This window comes from Paraperibacillus esterisolvens (assembly GCF_046237625.1).
GTDB lineage: Bacteria > Bacillota > Bacilli > Bacillales > DSM-1321 > Paraperibacillus > Paraperibacillus esterisolvens.
Genome location: NZ_CP143545.1, coordinates 2,912,200 through 2,929,535 on the forward strand (window position 1 = coordinate 2,912,200; position 17,336 = coordinate 2,929,535).

Annotated in this window: 18 protein-coding genes; 3 read left to right on the forward strand and 15 right to left on the reverse strand. The window is 47.5% G+C overall.

Annotated features, from left to right (window positions below; translation table 11 throughout):
• Window positions 1-44: 44 nt before the first annotated feature.
• The 4 genes from V1501_RS14730 to V1501_RS14745 all read right to left on the reverse strand — a co-directional run bounded on the left by V1501_RS14730 (window position 45) and on the right by V1501_RS14745 (window position 4,587).
• Entirely contained in the window at window positions 45-1,094 is a 1,050-nt protein-coding gene (locus tag V1501_RS14730) for a hypothetical protein (protein ID WP_409289266.1), read from the reverse strand.
• Window positions 1,095-1,400: 306 nt separating this feature from the next.
• A complete protein-coding gene (locus V1501_RS14735; RefSeq protein WP_409289268.1) occupies window positions 1,401-3,176 on the reverse strand; it encodes an LTA synthase family protein in 1,776 nt (591 codons plus the stop codon).
• Between the two features lie 232 nt (window positions 3,177-3,408).
• Window positions 3,409-4,365, reverse strand: coding sequence for an ROK family glucokinase (locus V1501_RS14740; protein ID WP_409289269.1), 957 nt, complete (start codon window positions 4,363-4,365; stop codon window positions 3,409-3,411).
• Window positions 4,366-4,374: 9 nt separating this feature from the next.
• Complete coding sequence (locus V1501_RS14745; protein WP_409289271.1) at window positions 4,375-4,587, reverse strand: YqgQ family protein; 213 nt, start codon at window positions 4,585-4,587, stop codon at window positions 4,375-4,377.
• A gap of 155 nt (window positions 4,588-4,742) precedes the next feature.
• Between V1501_RS14745 and V1501_RS14750 the strand changes: the two genes are divergently transcribed.
• The gene (locus V1501_RS14750) at window positions 4,743-5,594 is read left to right on the forward strand and encodes a hypothetical protein (RefSeq protein ID WP_409289272.1); all 852 of its coding nucleotides are present in this window, start codon (window positions 4,743-4,745) and stop codon (window positions 5,592-5,594) included.
• Here V1501_RS14750 and V1501_RS14755 read toward each other — a convergent pair.
• The 8 genes from V1501_RS14755 to V1501_RS14790 all read right to left on the reverse strand — a co-directional run bounded on the left by V1501_RS14755 (window position 5,591) and on the right by V1501_RS14790 (window position 12,253).
• Complete coding sequence (locus V1501_RS14755) at window positions 5,591-7,129, reverse strand: rhomboid family intramembrane serine protease (protein WP_409289274.1); 1,539 nt, start codon at window positions 7,127-7,129, stop codon at window positions 5,591-5,593. The two genes, V1501_RS14750 and V1501_RS14755, sit on opposite strands and share 4 nt — an antisense overlap.
• A gap of 106 nt (window positions 7,130-7,235) precedes the next feature.
• Window positions 7,236-7,415 carry a hypothetical protein gene (locus V1501_RS14760; RefSeq protein WP_409289276.1) on the reverse strand — a complete coding sequence of 60 codons (180 nt, stop codon included), beginning with the start codon at window positions 7,413-7,415 and terminating at the stop codon, window positions 7,236-7,238.
• A gap of 50 nt (window positions 7,416-7,465) precedes the next feature.
• Window positions 7,466-8,248, reverse strand: coding sequence for a DUF92 domain-containing protein (locus V1501_RS14765; protein WP_409289278.1), 783 nt, complete (start codon window positions 8,246-8,248; stop codon window positions 7,466-7,468).
• Window positions 8,238-8,807, reverse strand: a complete 570-nt coding sequence (locus V1501_RS14770) for a 5-formyltetrahydrofolate cyclo-ligase (protein ID WP_409289280.1) — start codon at window positions 8,805-8,807, stop codon at window positions 8,238-8,240. Before V1501_RS14770 ends, V1501_RS14765 begins: the two co-directional genes overlap by 11 nt.
• 103 nt (window positions 8,808-8,910) lie before the next feature.
• Window positions 8,911-9,060, reverse strand: a complete 150-nt coding sequence (gene rpmG, locus V1501_RS14775) for a 50S ribosomal protein L33 (protein ID WP_203554488.1) — start codon at window positions 9,058-9,060, stop codon at window positions 8,911-8,913.
• 56 nt (window positions 9,061-9,116) lie between these two features.
• Window positions 9,117-9,737 carry a hypothetical protein gene (locus V1501_RS14780; RefSeq protein WP_409289282.1) on the reverse strand — a complete coding sequence of 207 codons (621 nt, stop codon included), beginning with the start codon at window positions 9,735-9,737 and terminating at the stop codon, window positions 9,117-9,119.
• Complete coding sequence (locus V1501_RS14785) at window positions 9,721-11,733, reverse strand: glycosyltransferase (protein WP_409289284.1); 2,013 nt, start codon at window positions 11,731-11,733, stop codon at window positions 9,721-9,723. Before V1501_RS14785 ends, V1501_RS14780 begins: the two co-directional genes overlap by 17 nt.
• Window positions 11,717-12,253, reverse strand: coding sequence for a DUF4912 domain-containing protein (locus V1501_RS14790; RefSeq protein WP_409289285.1), 537 nt, complete (start codon window positions 12,251-12,253; stop codon window positions 11,717-11,719). Before V1501_RS14790 ends, V1501_RS14785 begins: the two co-directional genes overlap by 17 nt.
• A 239-nt stretch (window positions 12,254-12,492) precedes the next feature.
• Here V1501_RS14790 and V1501_RS14795 point away from each other — a divergent pair, with 239 nt between their 5' ends.
• On the forward strand, window positions 12,493-12,870 hold the full coding sequence (locus tag V1501_RS14795; protein ID WP_409289287.1) for a hypothetical protein: 378 nt from the start codon (window positions 12,493-12,495) through the stop codon (window positions 12,868-12,870).
• Window positions 12,867-13,310, forward strand: a complete 444-nt coding sequence (locus tag V1501_RS14800; RefSeq protein ID WP_409289289.1) for a hypothetical protein — start codon at window positions 12,867-12,869, stop codon at window positions 13,308-13,310. Before V1501_RS14795 ends, V1501_RS14800 begins: the two co-directional genes overlap by 4 nt.
• Before the next feature lie 41 nt (window positions 13,311-13,351).
• Here V1501_RS14800 and phoU read toward each other — a convergent pair whose 3' ends face one another.
• From phoU to V1501_RS14815, 3 genes are all read right to left on the reverse strand, one after another.
• Window positions 13,352-14,002 carry a phosphate signaling complex protein PhoU gene (gene phoU, locus V1501_RS14805; protein WP_409289291.1) on the reverse strand — a complete coding sequence of 217 codons (651 nt, stop codon included), beginning with the start codon at window positions 14,000-14,002 and terminating at the stop codon, window positions 13,352-13,354.
• Window positions 14,003-14,029: 27 nt separating this feature from the next.
• Window positions 14,030-14,854 carry a phosphate ABC transporter ATP-binding protein PstB gene (gene pstB / locus V1501_RS14810; RefSeq protein WP_409289292.1) on the reverse strand — a complete coding sequence of 275 codons (825 nt, stop codon included), beginning with the start codon at window positions 14,852-14,854 and terminating at the stop codon, window positions 14,030-14,032.
• A 242-nt stretch (window positions 14,855-15,096) separates the two neighbouring features.
• Window positions 15,097-17,226: a peptidoglycan D,D-transpeptidase FtsI family protein gene (locus tag V1501_RS14815; protein WP_409289294.1), complete on the reverse strand. Its 2,130-nt coding sequence runs from the start codon at window positions 17,224-17,226 to the stop codon at window positions 15,097-15,099.
• Window positions 17,227-17,336: the final 110 nt, after the last annotated feature.

Sequence of the window (17,336 nt, forward strand, 5' to 3'; positions counted from 1 at the left end):
GGAAAAAGACACAGACTTCTGGTCTGTGTCTTTTTTTTGTGGAATCATTCGTATAAGGGATAGATTTTATGATCACCAAGACTCACTGCTTTTTCAAGCTGGCTGCCCATCAGGCAAACCGTCCCGTCCGGAGAGAGTGAGATGGGTTCATCTGGACAATCTTTCAGTATGGTCAATTTTGTGCCGGTCTTCCAGTTAAAGACAACCAGCTCAAACCTGCCGCTTTCCGCTGGTACAATGGCGGCACAAATTGCTTTCTCCGGATTGATAGACAGATGCAGAGATGCCGATTGGCCAGGCGGCAGAGCAAGCGGGAATTTATGATACGTCTCCATGCCCGGTCCAAAGAACGACAGCCGCCCTTTTTCCGGACCTTCCTGTGACAAGACCGCAAGCACATCTCTATCACGCTGAAAAAACAAGACATTATCAAGCAGCTTCCTTTTTCCATGACCGTCTGCCGCCTCCGCGAGAAGCGGGCCGGTTTCTTTTGCCGGATCTTTTCCTATATCCTTGAAAAGAAACTCTTTTTCTGAATTCCATTGCAGGAAAGGGACCTCCATCCTTATTTCCTCTACCTTTTGAGCGGATGTATCCACAATATAGCCGCTGAAAGTCCAGTCTCTGTCAAAGGCTGAAGCCAGGTACTCGCCGCTTCGAAAAGGGTTCCACTGAATGCTGACTTCCGCCGCCGGGAGGCTGAGGGTATGAAGCTTCTCTCCATTCCCCGAAATGGCCAAAAGTTCCATTTTGCCGTCTCGTGATGAAGTCTGGATCAAAAACTGTTTCCTGTCGGGGCTTAATTTTATAGATGAAATAGGGAATGCTCCCTCAAACAGGATAGATTCCTCTCCTGTCTTGATATTATGTTTGACAGCCTTGCTCTGAGATCCTTGAAGGGCTGTAAATACTATAGTTTCCTGGTTCAGCCAGCCGGCAATTTCGGTCATTTTATACTGCTTGCTGCTGATGGTCCGGGGATTAAGGGTTGAACTAACCTGCCGTTCTTCTTTTTGAGGTTTTTTTGCCGGTTCTTTTCCGGCTTCGTCACTAAAATTGCAGCCAGACAGCATTGATACGGAGCATAGCAGCATACATAACTTCCGCGCCCCCTTCACTTGCCCTTCACCCCCTGATCACTTATTGCCTTAAGTATATAGGAAATCTTCGTCCAGCATAAGACCATAAAACAAACATGAGCTGCCTGCCGCTGGCCATGCATTGGAAAAGGCTCCTGGCAAAAGCAGGCAAAGTCATAGTGAGGCGGCGGAGCGGGGCAAGTCACACCAGGGATGCCAGGAAAATTTATGATGTGCACACCTGGCTTCAGGAAAGTCTTATGATACATGCAGAACCGCCACTTTTTTACAAAAAAAGGAATGAGATAGTCTCATTCCTTTTTATTTTTGTGTTGAAAAACGGAGGAGGTCGCCATAGATGATATCATCCGAATATTGAAGCTCTGTTTCTGCCCTCTTCATGTATGGCTCGCATCCCAATGCTGGGACGGGATGTCCAGATTTTCTGGAATAGCATGCATCCTGCGTATAAACATAATCTTTTGTAATAAAGTTTCCATTTCGGAGGATTGTGAACGGTTCTTTTCTGCCATCCAGCAGATCATGGCCAAATGAAAGATCACCACTGTCCTCAACACCTAACAAATTCAGGAGAGTAGGCTTTACATCAATTTGCCCTGATACCGAAGAGATGGTTTCGCCCTTCTGGCCGGGTATATGAATGAGCATAGGAACCCTTTGCAGCTGGACGGATTCAAAGGGAGTAATCTCACGGCCTAAAAACTGAGCCATCGCTTCATTGTGGTTGTCTGAGATTCCGTAATGGTCCCCATACAGGACAATGATGGACTTATCATACAGACCGTTAACCTTCAGTCCTTCAATAAACTTCCCGATGGATTCATCCATATACCTGACCGCCGGAAAGTATCGGTTCAAGGTCGTGCTGCCCGAATTGAACTCCTCAATTTTGCGGTCCTCCTCCCCCAGTATAAAAGGAAAGTGGTTGGTAAGAGTGATCAGCTTTGTATAAAAAGGCGGACGCATTTCTTTCATATGGCGGAGGGACTGTTCAAAGAACTCCTGATCCTTCAAGCCCCAGCCCACCGAATTTTCCGGACTCACCCTATAGTCAGGCAGGCTGTAATACCTTGAATAGCCGAGCGCTTTATACATGATGTCCCGGTTCCAGAAGCTTTTATTGTTGGCATGCATGGAGGCTGTAAAATAGCCCAGACCTCCAAGGATCTCGGGAGTGGCACGGTATTCATTCTGGGGATTCGTAAAGAATACGGCTCCCCTGCCCAGTGGATACAGGGAGTTTTCAATAATAAATTCCGCATCCGAGGTTTTTCCCTGGCCTGTTTGATGATAAAAATTATCAAAGTAATAGCTTTCTTTGATAAATTCATTCAGAAACGGGGTGATTTCCCTGCCATTCACTTTTTCACCAATGACGAAGCTCTGAAGGGACTCCATCGAAATCATGATCAGATTTTTACCCCTGGCCTCTCCGAAATGGCTGTTTTTAGCCGGACTGTGTCCGGCCTCTATATAATTCTGAATTCGGGAGAGCTTGCTGCCGTCAGCGAGCGCTCTCTTCGCGGAAGACTTTGTCTGCAGTAAGGCATCATAGAGATGGTAATTGAAGGTCCCGATATTTTTCACGAGGATCTCACGGTCAAAAGTCCTTGTCAGCAGCTGCGGCCGCTGTGTTTCCGCAAGTCCTACATTCACGGCAGTGATGACAGCCGCCAGGATGAAAAGATGACTGCGTCTTCCCCATGAATAAGCTTCAAAGTCCACCCTGGAAGGCATGCGTGACGCAATCACCCAGAGGAGTATAACATCCACGAAATAAGCGGTATCCGCCAGGGACACCAGGTCTTCGATGCTGCTGCCAAGATCACCCAAATTACTCGTTTGGAAGAGCACAGGAAAGGTCAAAAAATCATTATAGAACCGGTAAAAAACCACATTTGAATAAAGAATGATCGACAGCAGAAAGCCTGCAGACACTATATAAATCCGCAGTCTCTTCTGTTTGAAGAAGGTTCCGGCGCCGAACAGGACCAGCAGAAAGCCGAGGGGATTTATGAATAGAATAAACTCCTGCAGAAAACTGGCTGTCACAATATGAAAACTGGTCTTATACAAAAAATACGTTTTAATCCATAAAAAGAAGATGGCGATCCAGAGAAATGGAATCACTTTCTTTTTGCTTGTCAGCTGCAGAAGTCTCCCTCCTTTTTTTCCCTCTTCGTACAGTAAACCCCCATACCCCGGATTCCGGTTGTTCAAACAGCACGAAGATAAAAGGGAAGGGAGCTTTCCTATTCGGAAGCTCCCCAGTTAGTATATGTGTCAGTACGATCCAGCCATGCAGGTATCATTCACCAAATGCATTCTTTGCAAGCCAGGCTGCCCCGATGACGCCGGCATCATTGCCAAGTGTAGCAATGGCAAGCCCGGTCGATTCGCGGACCCTTGTAAATGCATATTGTTCAAAGTAATTCCTGACAGGGATCAGGAGGTCATCTCCAGCCTTCGATACCCCGCCGCCAATCACGACTTTTTCCGGATTCAGAATGTTGGATACATTGGCGATGGAAAGTCCCAGGTAAAAGGCCAGTCTGTCACGCACAGATGCTGCGATTGCATCTCCTGCTTTCGCCTGCTCGAACACATCCTTAGACGTCAAGTCTGTTATTTCCCTGAGGGTTGATGCTTCTGGGCTTGCCTCCATAGCTTCCTTGGCCAGGCGTACAATGGCCGTAGCAGAGGCGAGCGTCTCAAGACAGCCCCTTTTCCCGCAGTTGCAGGGAGCTCCGCCTTCGGTAAGAACAGAAATATGGCCTATTTCACCCGCTGCCCCGCTGATACCGGTTACAATCTGCCCGTTAGCAATTACGCCGCCACCGACTCCCGTCCCAAGTGTTACGCAGACCAGGTCCCTTGCCCCATTGCCGGCACCCTTCCACATTTCTCCCAGTGCAGCCAGGTTGGCATCATTTTCAATAACTGCCGGAAGTGAGGTTTCTACTTCAAGCAGCTGCTGCAGCGGATAGTCCTTCCAGCCAAGATTGATCGCTTCATAAATGATGCCGGTTACAGGATTGACCGGCCCTGGTGCACCCATCCCGATTCCAAGTATCTTATTCTTTGTCTGCCCAAGGGCATCCAGCTTAGCATCGATTGCCTTTGCAATATTGGTGGTTATATTTTTTCCGGTATCGCTGATATCTGTTGGGATTTCCCATTTGTGCAGAATTTCGCCATAATTGCTGATGAACGCCAATTTTGTTGTAGTTCCGCCTAAATCAACACCTACTAGCCACTTTTCCATCTCATCACCCTATTTTATATTTTTTCTTCTATCTTTTTCGATTTGAACTTCCCTGCGCAGTACGAGAATCGCCTTTTGGAATTCTGATGGAGGAATCAGCCCTGATTGGTAAAGCTCCCTCAGTTCATCCTCCATCAGCTCCATGTCGATAAGCCGGTCTCCCATATAGACGAAGATTCCAAATCGTTTTAAGAACTGCTGAATATCATAAAAATTATTCATTTGATCCCTCTTACCGCAATTTGTGTTCACTTAAAAAGTATAATGTAACCTTTTTTATCTAACAAGTGGGCAAACTCACGTTTCCCATCTTTCAATGTACATACTTGTACATCCAGCCTCATATAGTGGAGCAAAGACACGAACGGGAGGGCTGTATGAAAAGGCTGTATGTTTCAGGTATCCTCATGCTTTGTATCTGCCTGGCATTGTACTTTTATAATGCCGGCAGGAATATACAGACGATTATTTTTTTTCCTATTGATAAAAAGGCCTTGTTTGAGAGGGCCGAAACACGCCTCAGCCCCCGCCTCTCAGGAAACTACTATAAGCTTAAATGGGAAGCAGCTTCTGTGACTGACACGCCTCATTACCTGAGGCAGGACGTCTCATTGATATTTAGGAATGGGAGGCTTTTGGGAATCATGAAAAGCTGGAAGGAGGATACCCAAAGGCTGCAGCAGGCGGAAACCATCAAGGTCGATCAAAGCAGCCAGCTCCAGGCAGTCACCTTTCATTACGGGGAGCTTCACCGCGGGGAAAAGATAACCAGTGTACAGCAGATGAGCTCTGCTTCTGTCTACCTCATCCTTTCCAGGCTGACCGGTCCTGACTATTTCGGCACCCCCATAACAGCAGAGCAGCAGGAATGGAAGCAGGCACTGGACAGTAAAGCCCGTGCGGTCCAGGAATCCTCCTGGAACCGTGCCATGGGCAGACTATCCATAAATCCGGAGAAATATATCAAGCTTCCATTGACTGAACTCCCGAATGGAAGGGCGGTTTTTTTTGCCGGCATCCCCCCATCCCTGCAGGAAAAGATCATCGGGAGGCTCTGGGAAGGGATATATAAGAATTATGCACTCGGCATCAAAAAGCAGGACGGATCCCTCACAACGCCACTCGGAAGCACTGTTCCCCTTCTTCTTCTGAACCCGCGGATGCGTGAGCTGCTGTTCATTACAGAAACGGCTGACGAAGAGCCTGTGCTTCTGAAGCAGCAGTATTAGCGGTATTCTTCCAGCTGCTTATAGAATTTTTGATACTGTTCATTGCCAGGGTCGATATCGAGCGCCTTCCCTGCCATCTTGTAAGCATCATCCATTTGCTGCTTTTTCACATACACAAGCGCCAGATTGAAATAAGCTTCGTCAAACTCTTTGTCCTGGCCCACCGCTTTTTTCAGATGAGCTTCAGCCTGGTCTGTTTCGTTCCTCTCTGCCTCTATATATGCCATGAGAAAGTAGCTCTTGGGTGCAGCGGAATTGCGGTTTGTAAATTTTTTTAACACTTGGTATGCTTCATCTTTTTTACCATCCTTAATATGCTGCTGGGCAATGGATACGGCTGTTTCCTCGCTGCTTCCTGCAGAACCGCTGGCATAGCCTTGCTGAATCAGGAAGAAGATCAGAAAGGCTGCTATCAGGAATGAAACTCCCTGGAATAACGGTTTTTTCCTGCCCGGCATGCTTACGATGGCTGCTGCAATAAAGCCGCCGATGAGACCTCCAATATGACCGGCATTATCAACCACCGGAACCGTGAAGCCGATGCCAAGGTTGATGACGAGCAGCACGATGATATTTGTCCCCATCGTCCTGAAGAAAATGCGGGGATTCAAGATCCCAAAGAAGAGCAGTGCCCCGAAACAGCCAAATATGGCTCCGCTGGCGCCGGCTGAGAGGCTGTCATTGGTCAGGAAGCTTGCCAGCGTCCCGCTGAACCCGGCAAATATGTACATAAACAGAAAACGTATCCTGCCAAAGATCCGTTCGACAAGTGTTCCCATATAATAGAGAGACAGTGAATTTGTCAGAAGATGGAGCAGGCCGATGTGAAGAACGATCGGCGCAAAAAACCGCCACCATTCCCCCTCCAGAATAAGCGGGTTATATTTTGCCCCAAAATCAATCAGTGTCTGTGAATTCTGGCTTCCTCCGTTCAGCTCGAGCAGGACAAAGACCGCAATCTGCAAAAACAGGAATACGTATGTAAAGAACGGCTTCCCCGCTTCAAACAGTTCCTGGCCGCTGGCAGCCGGCCGGTCCCTTTCCTTAAGTGCTGCTGATTTCAGCTCATTAATTTCACTTTCCTCCGCAGCCGCAGCATGCACCATGGAAAACGGCAGTTCAGTCTGCAGGACAGCTTCCAGCTTTTGCAGACCGGGGTTTCCGGAACCTGTGTCCGCAATGATGGATGTGACTTTTGTTCCTTTGAATTCTGCTGGATCTTCGAAGGCAGAATGAAAATCGTCCACTGGCGGTGCCGGCATAAAATAAACATTGAGAATGGATAGATTCCGGGCTCTGAAGGCCGGCCTGTTATTCTCGCCAAATACTGCAGTCTGTTCGATATCCCTTTTCAACAGATTGGTCCAGGCAAAATCGGTAAGGGCCAGCCTGATTACCTGATGGGGCAGTCCCGGATCTGTATTATGAAGCCAGATCTCCCTGCCATCGCTCCCCTGGTAGATGACCCCCATATGTCTCTTCCGTACAAGATGGGCTGCCACAGCCCAGAATAAAAAGTCTTCCCTGTTTCCCATGATTCCCCTCCCCGAATAATGAACGGACATTTCTATCTATCACCATATTACCTTAAATAAAAAGGGGCCTAAACCTATATTATTCATAGGAGGCCCATTCTGTTACCTATTCAAACATGTTCTGCATCATTTTATTCCTGATCAGCGGGCTTTTCATCGATGTGGAAACAACAAGCCCTCTCACTGCAGGCACTGAAAGCATCCTGTTCATCAGGCTGTACCGGTACTTATACGCGGCCGCTGAGAGCGCAGCCAGCATGATTGTTTTTGCCAAGAATCTTGCCATCTTCATCCCTCCTGTTTTTATTGTTCTTAACAGGGGACGTTTTTATGATATTAAAGCCAAATTTTCAAGAAAGTGAAGCAGGCTGCCGATGCAAGGACTATGCTCAGGAGATTGACACTGTCATTGTCAAGAAAGCCGAGGCCTTTCTGCCTTTGTGCCGCCTCTCCGCAGTGAACGGTCCTTTCTGTCTGGATCCCGCAGCTCCTGCATACATATTGCGGCTGGATAAAGGCACCAATCAGAGTATCGAACAGGCTTCCCAAAAATCCAAATCCCGCTGCCACAACTGCCGAAGACATGGGCAGGTCAAAAAGCAGCAGGGCGGCAGAGGCAATGAAAGCCGCTCCGGCAGCAGAACAGATGGTCCCAAAAAGACTTACTGCACCGGATGTGCCCCTTTCCACACGTTTGAAGGTGAGAATAGAGAGGGGTTTTGATTTACTGAGGACACCAAGCTCTGATCCCCATGTATCAGAATTGGCAGCCGCGATGCTGACCAAAAACAGGATAAGCGCCTCCTGACCAGGCAGCCATCCATGGACAAGGGCGATGACAGCCGGGACTCCGCCGTTTGCAAGAACCTGGATCCCGTCCCGCCGGCTCCCCTTTTCCAGCATTTCTTCCAATTGCTTCTTGCGCGATTGTCCGATTCTTGACCACAAACTTGAACTGACAAAGAATAAGCCCAGCATAATCAGTCCCTTGAAACCAAACCCCCAGGCTATGGCGGCACCTGTCATAAAGGCCATAAAGGAACCTGAACGAGTCAATAATCCCAGCTTCCAGCCGATAAGCGCTGCTCCGGCAATTAATAAAAGATAACTATATATCACAGACAATCATCCTGCCTGGAGTAATAATTGTTGAAACCGGCATATCATGAACCTCTTTTGGCACACTGTCAAGAATCTGGAGATCGAGGGCCAGGGAAACCGTAAGTCCGCTGCAGCCAGCCAGAAGCCGGTCATAATAGCCGCCGCCATAACCAAGCCGGTATCCGCGGGCATCAAAGGCGAGTCCCGGAACGAACATCAGGTCGATATCTTCGGCTGCGACTGGTGTGGTCAATCCAGGAATAGGCTCCTTGAGACCATAAAAAACCGTTTCCAGCTCATCGAAGCTCTGTAAAAGCCTGAAATCGAGCTGCCGGGCGTCAGGGATGCATTTTGGCACGGCCACTGCCTTTCCTGTGTCCCATGCTTTCCTGATGATTTCAATCGTATCGGCTTCAGGAAAATTCGACAGCGTGATGCCTATACAGCGGGCCTCACTCCAGAAATCCTCCCCGAACAGCCGTTTCCGGATTTCTTCGGATTGGTGCTGGTGATCTTCCCTGGTGAGCTTTTCCTTCAGCAGCGCCTTGACCATCTGCCTTGTCCTCTTTTTATCCATTGACCTCTCTCCTAACTGCAGTTCACATAGCGGCACCTCATATGCCATACACCTATTTTAAAGTTTTTTTGGCAAATAAAAAAGCAACAGGATATCCTGCTGCTTACTTTGTTTCGCGGTGCACAGTTGCACGCTTTTCTCTTGAGCAATATTTTTTAAGCTCAAGACGATCTGGATTGTTACGTTTATTTTTCTTAGAAATATAGTTACGGTCTCCACACTCTGTGCAAGCCAACGTAATATTCACACGCATTATATTTCCCTCCAAACTTAAATCTCTCTTTTACGACTTTTCTATAATATCACTTTTCAAACTAAAATGCTAGTAGGTTTTTTTCTTAATGATTGATTTATTGCAGCAGCCTCTTCTTTTACTGCAGCAGTCACTGCCCAGACGGAACCGTGTACATGGCCATCAGGCTCAATTGATGACTCCAAAGTGTAAATGATGGATATGCTGCCCTTGGCGAGCGGGGAAAAAAACAACTCTCCACGCGCCAGTGATTTGAAGCATCCTTCATATCTGAGCCTGGCATTGTCGAGGATGGCATATTGGCAAAGACCCTTTTGGCTGATCATGCCGCTTGCATAGGTATATTTCTCCTCATGCATTCCGATCACCGAGTCTTCCTGGGGACTGTAGAAGGCTGTCATGCTCCCATGGAAAGGGTCGCTGAGAATGCAGACCATTTTAATGCTGCGGGTCGTTGTGCCCATATTGGACAGAGAGAATTCCGCAAGGACTCCTTCACTGTTTTTCAGCGTTTCATGATATTCAAACCTTTGGATGCCAAGCATCTCAAACCGGCTTTTATCCTGCAGGTCATAATACCGCCCATCCTCCCAGAGCCCCACTCTTAGATGAAGCGGCCTTGAAGGTCCAGAATCCAGAACTGACATTTGCCGGGGCATGCTAACAACGCTTTTCATACATTTCTCCTCCTTCATGTTCATCTCTAATCAGATCCATGAATACTTCCACTGTTTTTTGTGCAATGGATACCCAGCTGTAATTCCTTTGTGCCAGTTCCTTCCCATTTGCTCCTAGGCGGGCGGCGAGCGCAGGTTCAGCAAGAAGAACTTCAATCCGCCGTGCAAGTTCCACGGGATTCCCCGGTGTAAACATCAGCCCTTCTATCCCTTCTTCAATAATCGATTTCAATCCGCCCGTCCTTGAAATGATAATGGGCTTACCGGCCGCCATAGCCTCGAGCGCAACGATCCCAAAAGGTTCGTAAAGACTCGGGAAGACGGCCGCCGAAGCCATTTTTATCAGTTGGTTCCTTTCCTCGTCCTTTACAAAGCCCGTAAAGTTTACAATCCCGCCGACGCCTTTGTCCTTCACCAGGTTTTTCAGATAGGGCAGATAGGGTCCTTTTCCAGAAATCACAAATTGCACTTTAATATTTCTTTCTTTTAGGATGGCAGCTGCCTGAATCAGAGTCTGAAAGCCCTTTTCCTCAACCGCCCTTCCCCATGTATATATCAGGGGAACAGCGGGCGGGCAGCCGCTGTCTCCAAAGTTATGGGAAACCTCCGACAGTGTAATTCCATTTGGTATAACCTGCAGATTCAACGCTGGCAGGTCAAATGCCCCCCTTAGTTCCGTTTTCATATAGTCACTGCAGACAATAATCCTGTCGGCCGATTGAATCAGCATCCGCTCCTGGGCATGGATGCTCCTCTGGACTTCATTGTAAATCCCTCCGCGCCTGCCATATTCGGTAGAATGAATAGTTGCGGCCAGCGGCAGCCCCAGCTGCTCTCTTGCTGCCAGCGCAGCCGGCGCGCTCAGCCAGTCATGTGCGTGCACCAGGTGGACAGGATCTGAACTGGAGATCTCCATGATCTTATCAGCCATGGCAAGATTAAGGGAAGTGACCCAGTCTAAAAAGCGGCCTTCACGCTTTGCCAATGGGGCGACTCGATGGATGAGCAAATTCCCTTCCTGTTCGGCTCCGTCTTCACTCCCGGCTGCTGCCGTAATGATATGGATAATATGCCCGCCTTCGGCCATCGCCTTTGCCAGGCCATGGACATGGCGGGCGAGACCCCCTTCTATGTGGGGCGGGAACTCCCAGGAAAGCATGATAACTACAAGCGGACTTTTCCCTGCTTTCTGATTGTTGCACCGCAGCGGAAAGGGCCTGACAGCTGGAGGGGCTTTTTCCGTCACAAGGAGGCCATCAATATATTCCCCCCACTGAACGAGATCCTCCATTTTCTGTGCAGATCTTTCGATACGGAAAGCTGCTCCAATTCTGCCTGCTGCTTCGTCCGGGAACAGTTTTTCCAGAGTACTTCCATAAGGAATGTCCTCCACGGAAGGAAGAAGGGTTGTACATCCTTCCCTGCCGGGTTCGCACCCCAGGGTATATGGGCATGCGGAAAGCCCGCCCGGGAAACGATCATCACCGCCGGCTGCCTTTTTTTCCGGCAGATTTTCCGCATGAATAAATAAATTTTGAAATCCGCTGCGAGCCAGCATACGGTCCATGCCCTCGGCATACTCACCGGGGGGAATGTAAAAATGTGAAGGCACCTCATAAAGCACTTCCTCAAAAACCCTTGCCGATTCGGCAATTTGATGCTCCAAACCAGGATGGGTGCCTATAAGCGGCAGGGGATATTGGGAATAGGCCGCTGCCGCAAAAAGAACATCACCTGAATCAGCCAGCTTTTGAAGCAATTGGAGGGGATGCCTGCAGCCTGTATCTGTCCAAAACACTGTTTGAAACAATCCTTTTCTTAAGCGCGAGTAAAATTCTTCCTGAAAACCAGGAGAGGACATTTCTTCCAGCAGCCTGCCGTTTATAGCGGCATGAATTACAGATTTCCGTGCCAGGGCAGCCAGGGCGCGCACTTCTTTCTCGAGGTTTTCCATGTAATTCTCAGAGCGGCAGCTGGTTTTAAAGGCGAAAATCACGGTTATCCCCTCCCTGCTGCCGCTCATATATGGTGTAGGTGCTCACATCTTCCAGCCAGCCTGCTCCCTCTCCGCTGCACTGTTTCCAGAGAGATGCCCCGGAATGTTTCTGTGCCCCTTCCGGATCTTCGGGGGTATGCACATGCTCTGAACGGAGAATGGGGATAAAACGATCTTGTCCCATCAACAAACCGATGTCTGTAATATATCTGCAGTTCTGTCTCAGACCGGCAATTTTCCAGTGTGATGTTCCGGCTGGCACAGGTATATCCATATGGGCAAGTGAATTTCCTCCATCAAATCGAATACCGGTAACATCATGAATCCTAAGTGCCAGCTTTCCGCCGGAATGGCCTGGACCATTTTCCAGCACCACTTTCCTGTATCTACTGATTTCCCAGAATACAAATAAGGTCCCTGCTTGCTGCAAAACGGCCTGAATCCAGTCTCCGCCAGATTCCGGCTTCGGTTTTCGAGCCGCGTTTCCTGCTTTGTTCCGGGTTTTCAAATCTTCATCCATGACTTAAGCTCCTTATGACTTTCTGCTAATCTGATGTAAGTTAATCCTATCATCCCCATTCCATATGGACAATGAACGCATTTTGTCGATTGACTGTTCATTTTCGTGGAATTATCCTATATTTCTTTGCAAAAAACAGGAATACTATGGTCCCAATTTCTATAAATCTATCCACTCCTTTCATTTTTCAGTGTAAAATGTATGTATGACTTATAGAATTATTACATCAGGGGTGAAACATGGAACTTGTAATCTTGACCTTGCTGATTCTGTCAGCGGTCCTTTTTGTATTATCCTTTTTGAGAAAAGATGGAGTAAAGGTGCTGGAAAAAGAAGTGGAACAGCTGTCTCTTTCTTATATGCAGGATATGTATCGGCTGAATAAGAAAATTTCCATTCTGGAAGAGGAATTGCTGCAAGATTCAATTGGCGGCTTTAACAGCACTGGAAACCGTGAGCCTGAGAAAAACAGCGTGAACGAAATCCTTAAGAACCAGGTGCTCGCCCTCTACCGGCAGGGGCTGTCGGTAGAGCGTATATCTGCGCAGTCCACCCTGTCTCAGGAAGAAATTTTGGAAATTATCGAAGAAGGACAGCACAGGGGGAGCCGCTCATGACCAGAAAAGGCATGCAGTCTCTGGCAGCTGTCCTCTTCCTGGCAGCAGCGCTGCTGTCTCTGTTTCATTTTGAACTGAAGCCGGAGGAACCAGAAGCAGAAGTGACTTTCGCACAAGCAGAACAGGTCATTCAAAAAGCTGGATATTCCATCTCAAAGAACCAGACTGCTGGAGAAAGGGAGCCACAGCCTAAAAAGGCTGCAAAACCTGCCAGGGAAAAGGAAGAAAATGCTGTAAAAACATATACCCTGCAGGTCAAAAGCGGAATGACTGCCCCGGAAATCGGGAAAGTTCTGCAAAAAGAAGGCATCATTAAGGATCCAAAGGAATTTGAACGGTACCTGGCCGAGCAGGACCTTAACGGAAAAATCCAATTAGGGGGATTTGTCCTGACAAGCAATATGTCCATTAGCCAGATATGCCGAACCTTGACAAAATGAGGAACAAAAAAGCTGACTACACGCCGTCAGCTTTTTTTGTACTATTCATTCAGATCATAATGGCGCCCTTTTACCATGAAGAAAATATTTTCGGCAATATTCGTCGCATGGTCGGCCGTACGTTCCAGGTAGCGCGCAATAAATGTAAGCTGAGTCACCTGGGCCATGTTCTCGTTAGTTCTCTGGAGCAGACTTTTAATTGTTTCTCCATACAGCTGGTCAACTCTGTCATCCATTTCACTGACTTCTTTGGCTTCAGCAAGGTTTTCCGTATCATAGGATTGAATGGCAAGGTCTATCATTTCAATAGTGATTCCATGCATTTCCTTTAAATGGTCCAGGGGCTTAATGAATGGTTCCTTGCCGATGCGGATCGTAGATTTAGCGATATTAACCGCAAAGTCCGCCATTCTTTCAAGGTCCGCTGCAATTTTGATTGCCGCAATGATTGTCCTGAGGTCGCTCGCAACCGGCTGCTGCTTGGCAATCAGCAGGATGGCCGCATCGTTGATTTCCTCCTCAAGGATGTTGATTTTTACATCATCATCAATAATCTCGAGTGCCGCTTCAATATCCTGGTTCTCCAGAGCTGTAAAAGCCTGTGTCAAGGCCGCTGAAGTGACTGTACCCAGCTCAATCAACCGGCCTTTGAGCTCTTTCAATTCGGATTCGAATTTTTCCCGTACAACCATTTGTCTACCCACTCCCTGTCAGTCTTTTTAGCCGAATCTTCCCGTAATATAATCCTCAGTCCGTTTATCGGACGGATTAGAGAAAATCCTGTCTGTTTCGGCAAACTCGATCACTTCCCCATTCAGGAAGAAAGCAGTCTTATCAGATATGCGCGCAGCCTGCTGCATGTTATGAGTTACGATTATGATGCTGAACTTCTTCTTAAGCTCCTGTACCAGTTCTTCAATTTTCAAGGTTGAGATTGGATCGAGGGCCGAAGTAGGCTCGTCCATCAAAATCACATCCGGCTCGATCGCAAGGCATCTTGCAATACAGAGACGCTGCTGCTGGCCGCCGGAAAGGCCATAGGCATTTTCATGGAGCCTGTCTTTTACTTCATCCCAGATGAATGCTCCGCGGAGACTTTTCTCTACGATGGCGTCCAGGCTCTTTTTGTCGCGGATGCCGTGTATTTTCGGACCGTAGGCTACATTTTCATAAATGGATTTAGGAAAAGGATTTGGTTTCTGGAAGACCATTCCCACTTTTGTTCTTAACTCTTCCACATAGTAGGATTTATCAAAGATATTGCGGTCACGGTACAGTATTTCACCTGACGTTTTAACGCCTGGCACAAGCTCGATCATCCGGTTCAATGTTTTGATGTAAGTGGACTTCCCGCAGCCGGATGGCCCGATAATGGCTGCAATTTCATTTTCATATAAGTCCAGGTTTATATTTTTCAGGGCTTGATTTTCACCATACCACAAGTTCAATTCCTTTGTTTGATAAACAGCAAACTTTTGGCTGTCTATCCCGGCCGTTCTTTCTCTGTTTCCTGCTGTCTTCTTATCTATTACGATAGAGTTCATCTAAAATCCCTCCGAATTGGCCTGTTTATTTTCGACTTGTGTAAACGTTTAGGCATGAACCCTCTCTCTTTTCATCCCCGACTATTTAGATTGTAATGCTTTTTCATTAACCCTGTTTTAACTGTTTGTAAATTCTTTGTAAATGCAGGCTAAAAGCCCCAGGAACTATGCAGCAAATTCCCGGTTGTTAAAAGCATAAAGAAACCCGGAAGCATGACTGCCTCCGGGTTGATTTCTTTTACTTATTCACTTGCCTCAGTCTTGTTTTCCTCTGCGGGGTTTTCCTTGCTCTTGCCCTTTGCACGCTCTTCCTTCAATTTAAAGTAGGCATCATACACCTGTTTTCCGATATCAAGATTCATATGATGTCCATCGGCGGATTGATATGCCCATGGTACCACTACTGCCATAGCTACCTCCGGATTGTTATATGGAGCATAGCTGACAAATGTCAGGTTCATGGTCTGCGGCGGCTCCTTGAATTCTTTTCTTCTTGGGCCGTCATAGAATGCCTCCGCTGTACCTGTCTTGCCTGCAGGTTTGTATTCTGCAGTCAAGAAAGCGGAAGCGGCGGTTCCCCGGGGATCCTGGGTGACCAGCCTGAATCCCTCCTGTACTCTGTCAATCCATTCCGGCTTCAAATCAAGCCGGTTCAAAACGGTAGGAGGCATCTCCTGTACCACAGGCCCCATCTTGCCGCTGGCATCGATAGGCTCCCTGATCTCCTTCACAACATGCGGCTTCAGACGCGATCCCCCATTCGCAATGGTGGATACATATTGGGCCAGCTGAAGCGGTGTATACGTATCATATTGACCGATTGATAAATCGAGGAGAAGCCCGGGAGAGGTTTCTTTTCCCCTGAATCCGTTCTGCTCGTTCGGCAGATCGATTCCAGTCCGGACACCCAGCCCAAATTGGTTATAGCTGTCACGCATCGTTGAAAATGCCTTCGGTTCCACATACAGGGATTGATTTGGCACATAATTGCCTTTACCGATGGCGATTGCTGTCTTGAACATGTAGACGTTTGAAGATCGTTTCAGGGCAGTCAGGTCATCAATTAACCCCATCGACTGCCATGAACCCTTGTCCTTGGTCCCTTTGATTTTCATCCGGGCATCCAATATCCTCTGTCCTGGAGTGAGCGCACCTGTCTTGTATCCGGTCAGCACCGTTGCCCCTTTGACGGCGGACCCCATGGCATAGGATGTCGAGATATTGCCCAGGGCAAAGTCCTGCATCTTGTATTTCCCTGTCTTTTCATCCTTCTTATAATCCTTGCCTGCCATCGTGAGAATTTCTCCGGTATTAGGTTCCATCATCACAACAAAGGCCCGTTCGAGCAGCTGTGTGTCACTGTAATTATGCTTCTTGTCCTTTAATTCTTTTTCAAGGATCTTTTCGACTTCCATCTGCAGATCCATATCAATCGTGAGGACCAGGTCTTTGCCCCGCTGTCCTTGAGAAACATTCTGGGAGTTAATGACATTCCCGGCTTTGTCGGTCACGTTCTTAACCTTGGCCTTTTGTCCATGCAGTACATCTTCATATTCTTGTTCAATATAACTTTTGCCTACACGGTCATTCCGGCTGTAATCGCTCGCCAGGAAGTAATCAAGCTGGTCGCTTGGAAGGCCTTCTTCAGATGAAGTCACACTTCCAAGGATCGTCCGGAGCGGCGAACCGTAAGGATATTTGCGATCCCAGTCAGTCGTGGTTTCAATGCCTGGCAGCTTTTCCAGGTTTTCACTCACAACCGCGAACTCTTTATCAGTCACACCTTTATTCTTTACAATCTGAGGGGTCAGGGCGTAGCCGCTGCTGAACTCGCGGTAAATGGCCAGAACCTCCATCTCGTCTTCAGTGATCGTACTCAGTTCGGCTTCTGTGATTCTTTCCAGCTGTTTATTATAGAGCTCTTTATCTGTTATTTTCTTTTGGGCATATAAAGTATTTTCTTCTTTGGTGATTTTGGCTTTTGCTTCTTCCTCATGATTCATGATCCAGAAATCCTTTTTATCCCGTTCCGTGACTTTCTTGGAATCAACATAAATGAGGGCTGCCAGCTTCCTGGCCGTATCCATCATTTCTTCCGTTTTCGTCCCCGCCTGCCTTGTATATGTAATGGCATTCAATGGCTTATTGTCGACTATGGTCTCCCCATTCCGATCATACATTTTACCCCTTGGCACAGGATTATTTACTGTAACATCTTCCGTTCTTTCGATTTCCCGCTTATAGTCCTCGCCATACACGATCTGGACGACTCCAAGGCGGAGAATCAAAACGGAAAACAAAATAAAAACAACAAAGAAAAGTAAATTTAACCGAAGAGGAATATGGGTCTTTTTCTTGCTGCCTTTCTTCAATCAGGACACACTTCCTTCCATAACTATAACGTTCATCCCTTCATTTTATATAATAATCCATATTATTTCTACAAGTTTAGACATATAGATGCACTAGAAAAGGAGGGGAT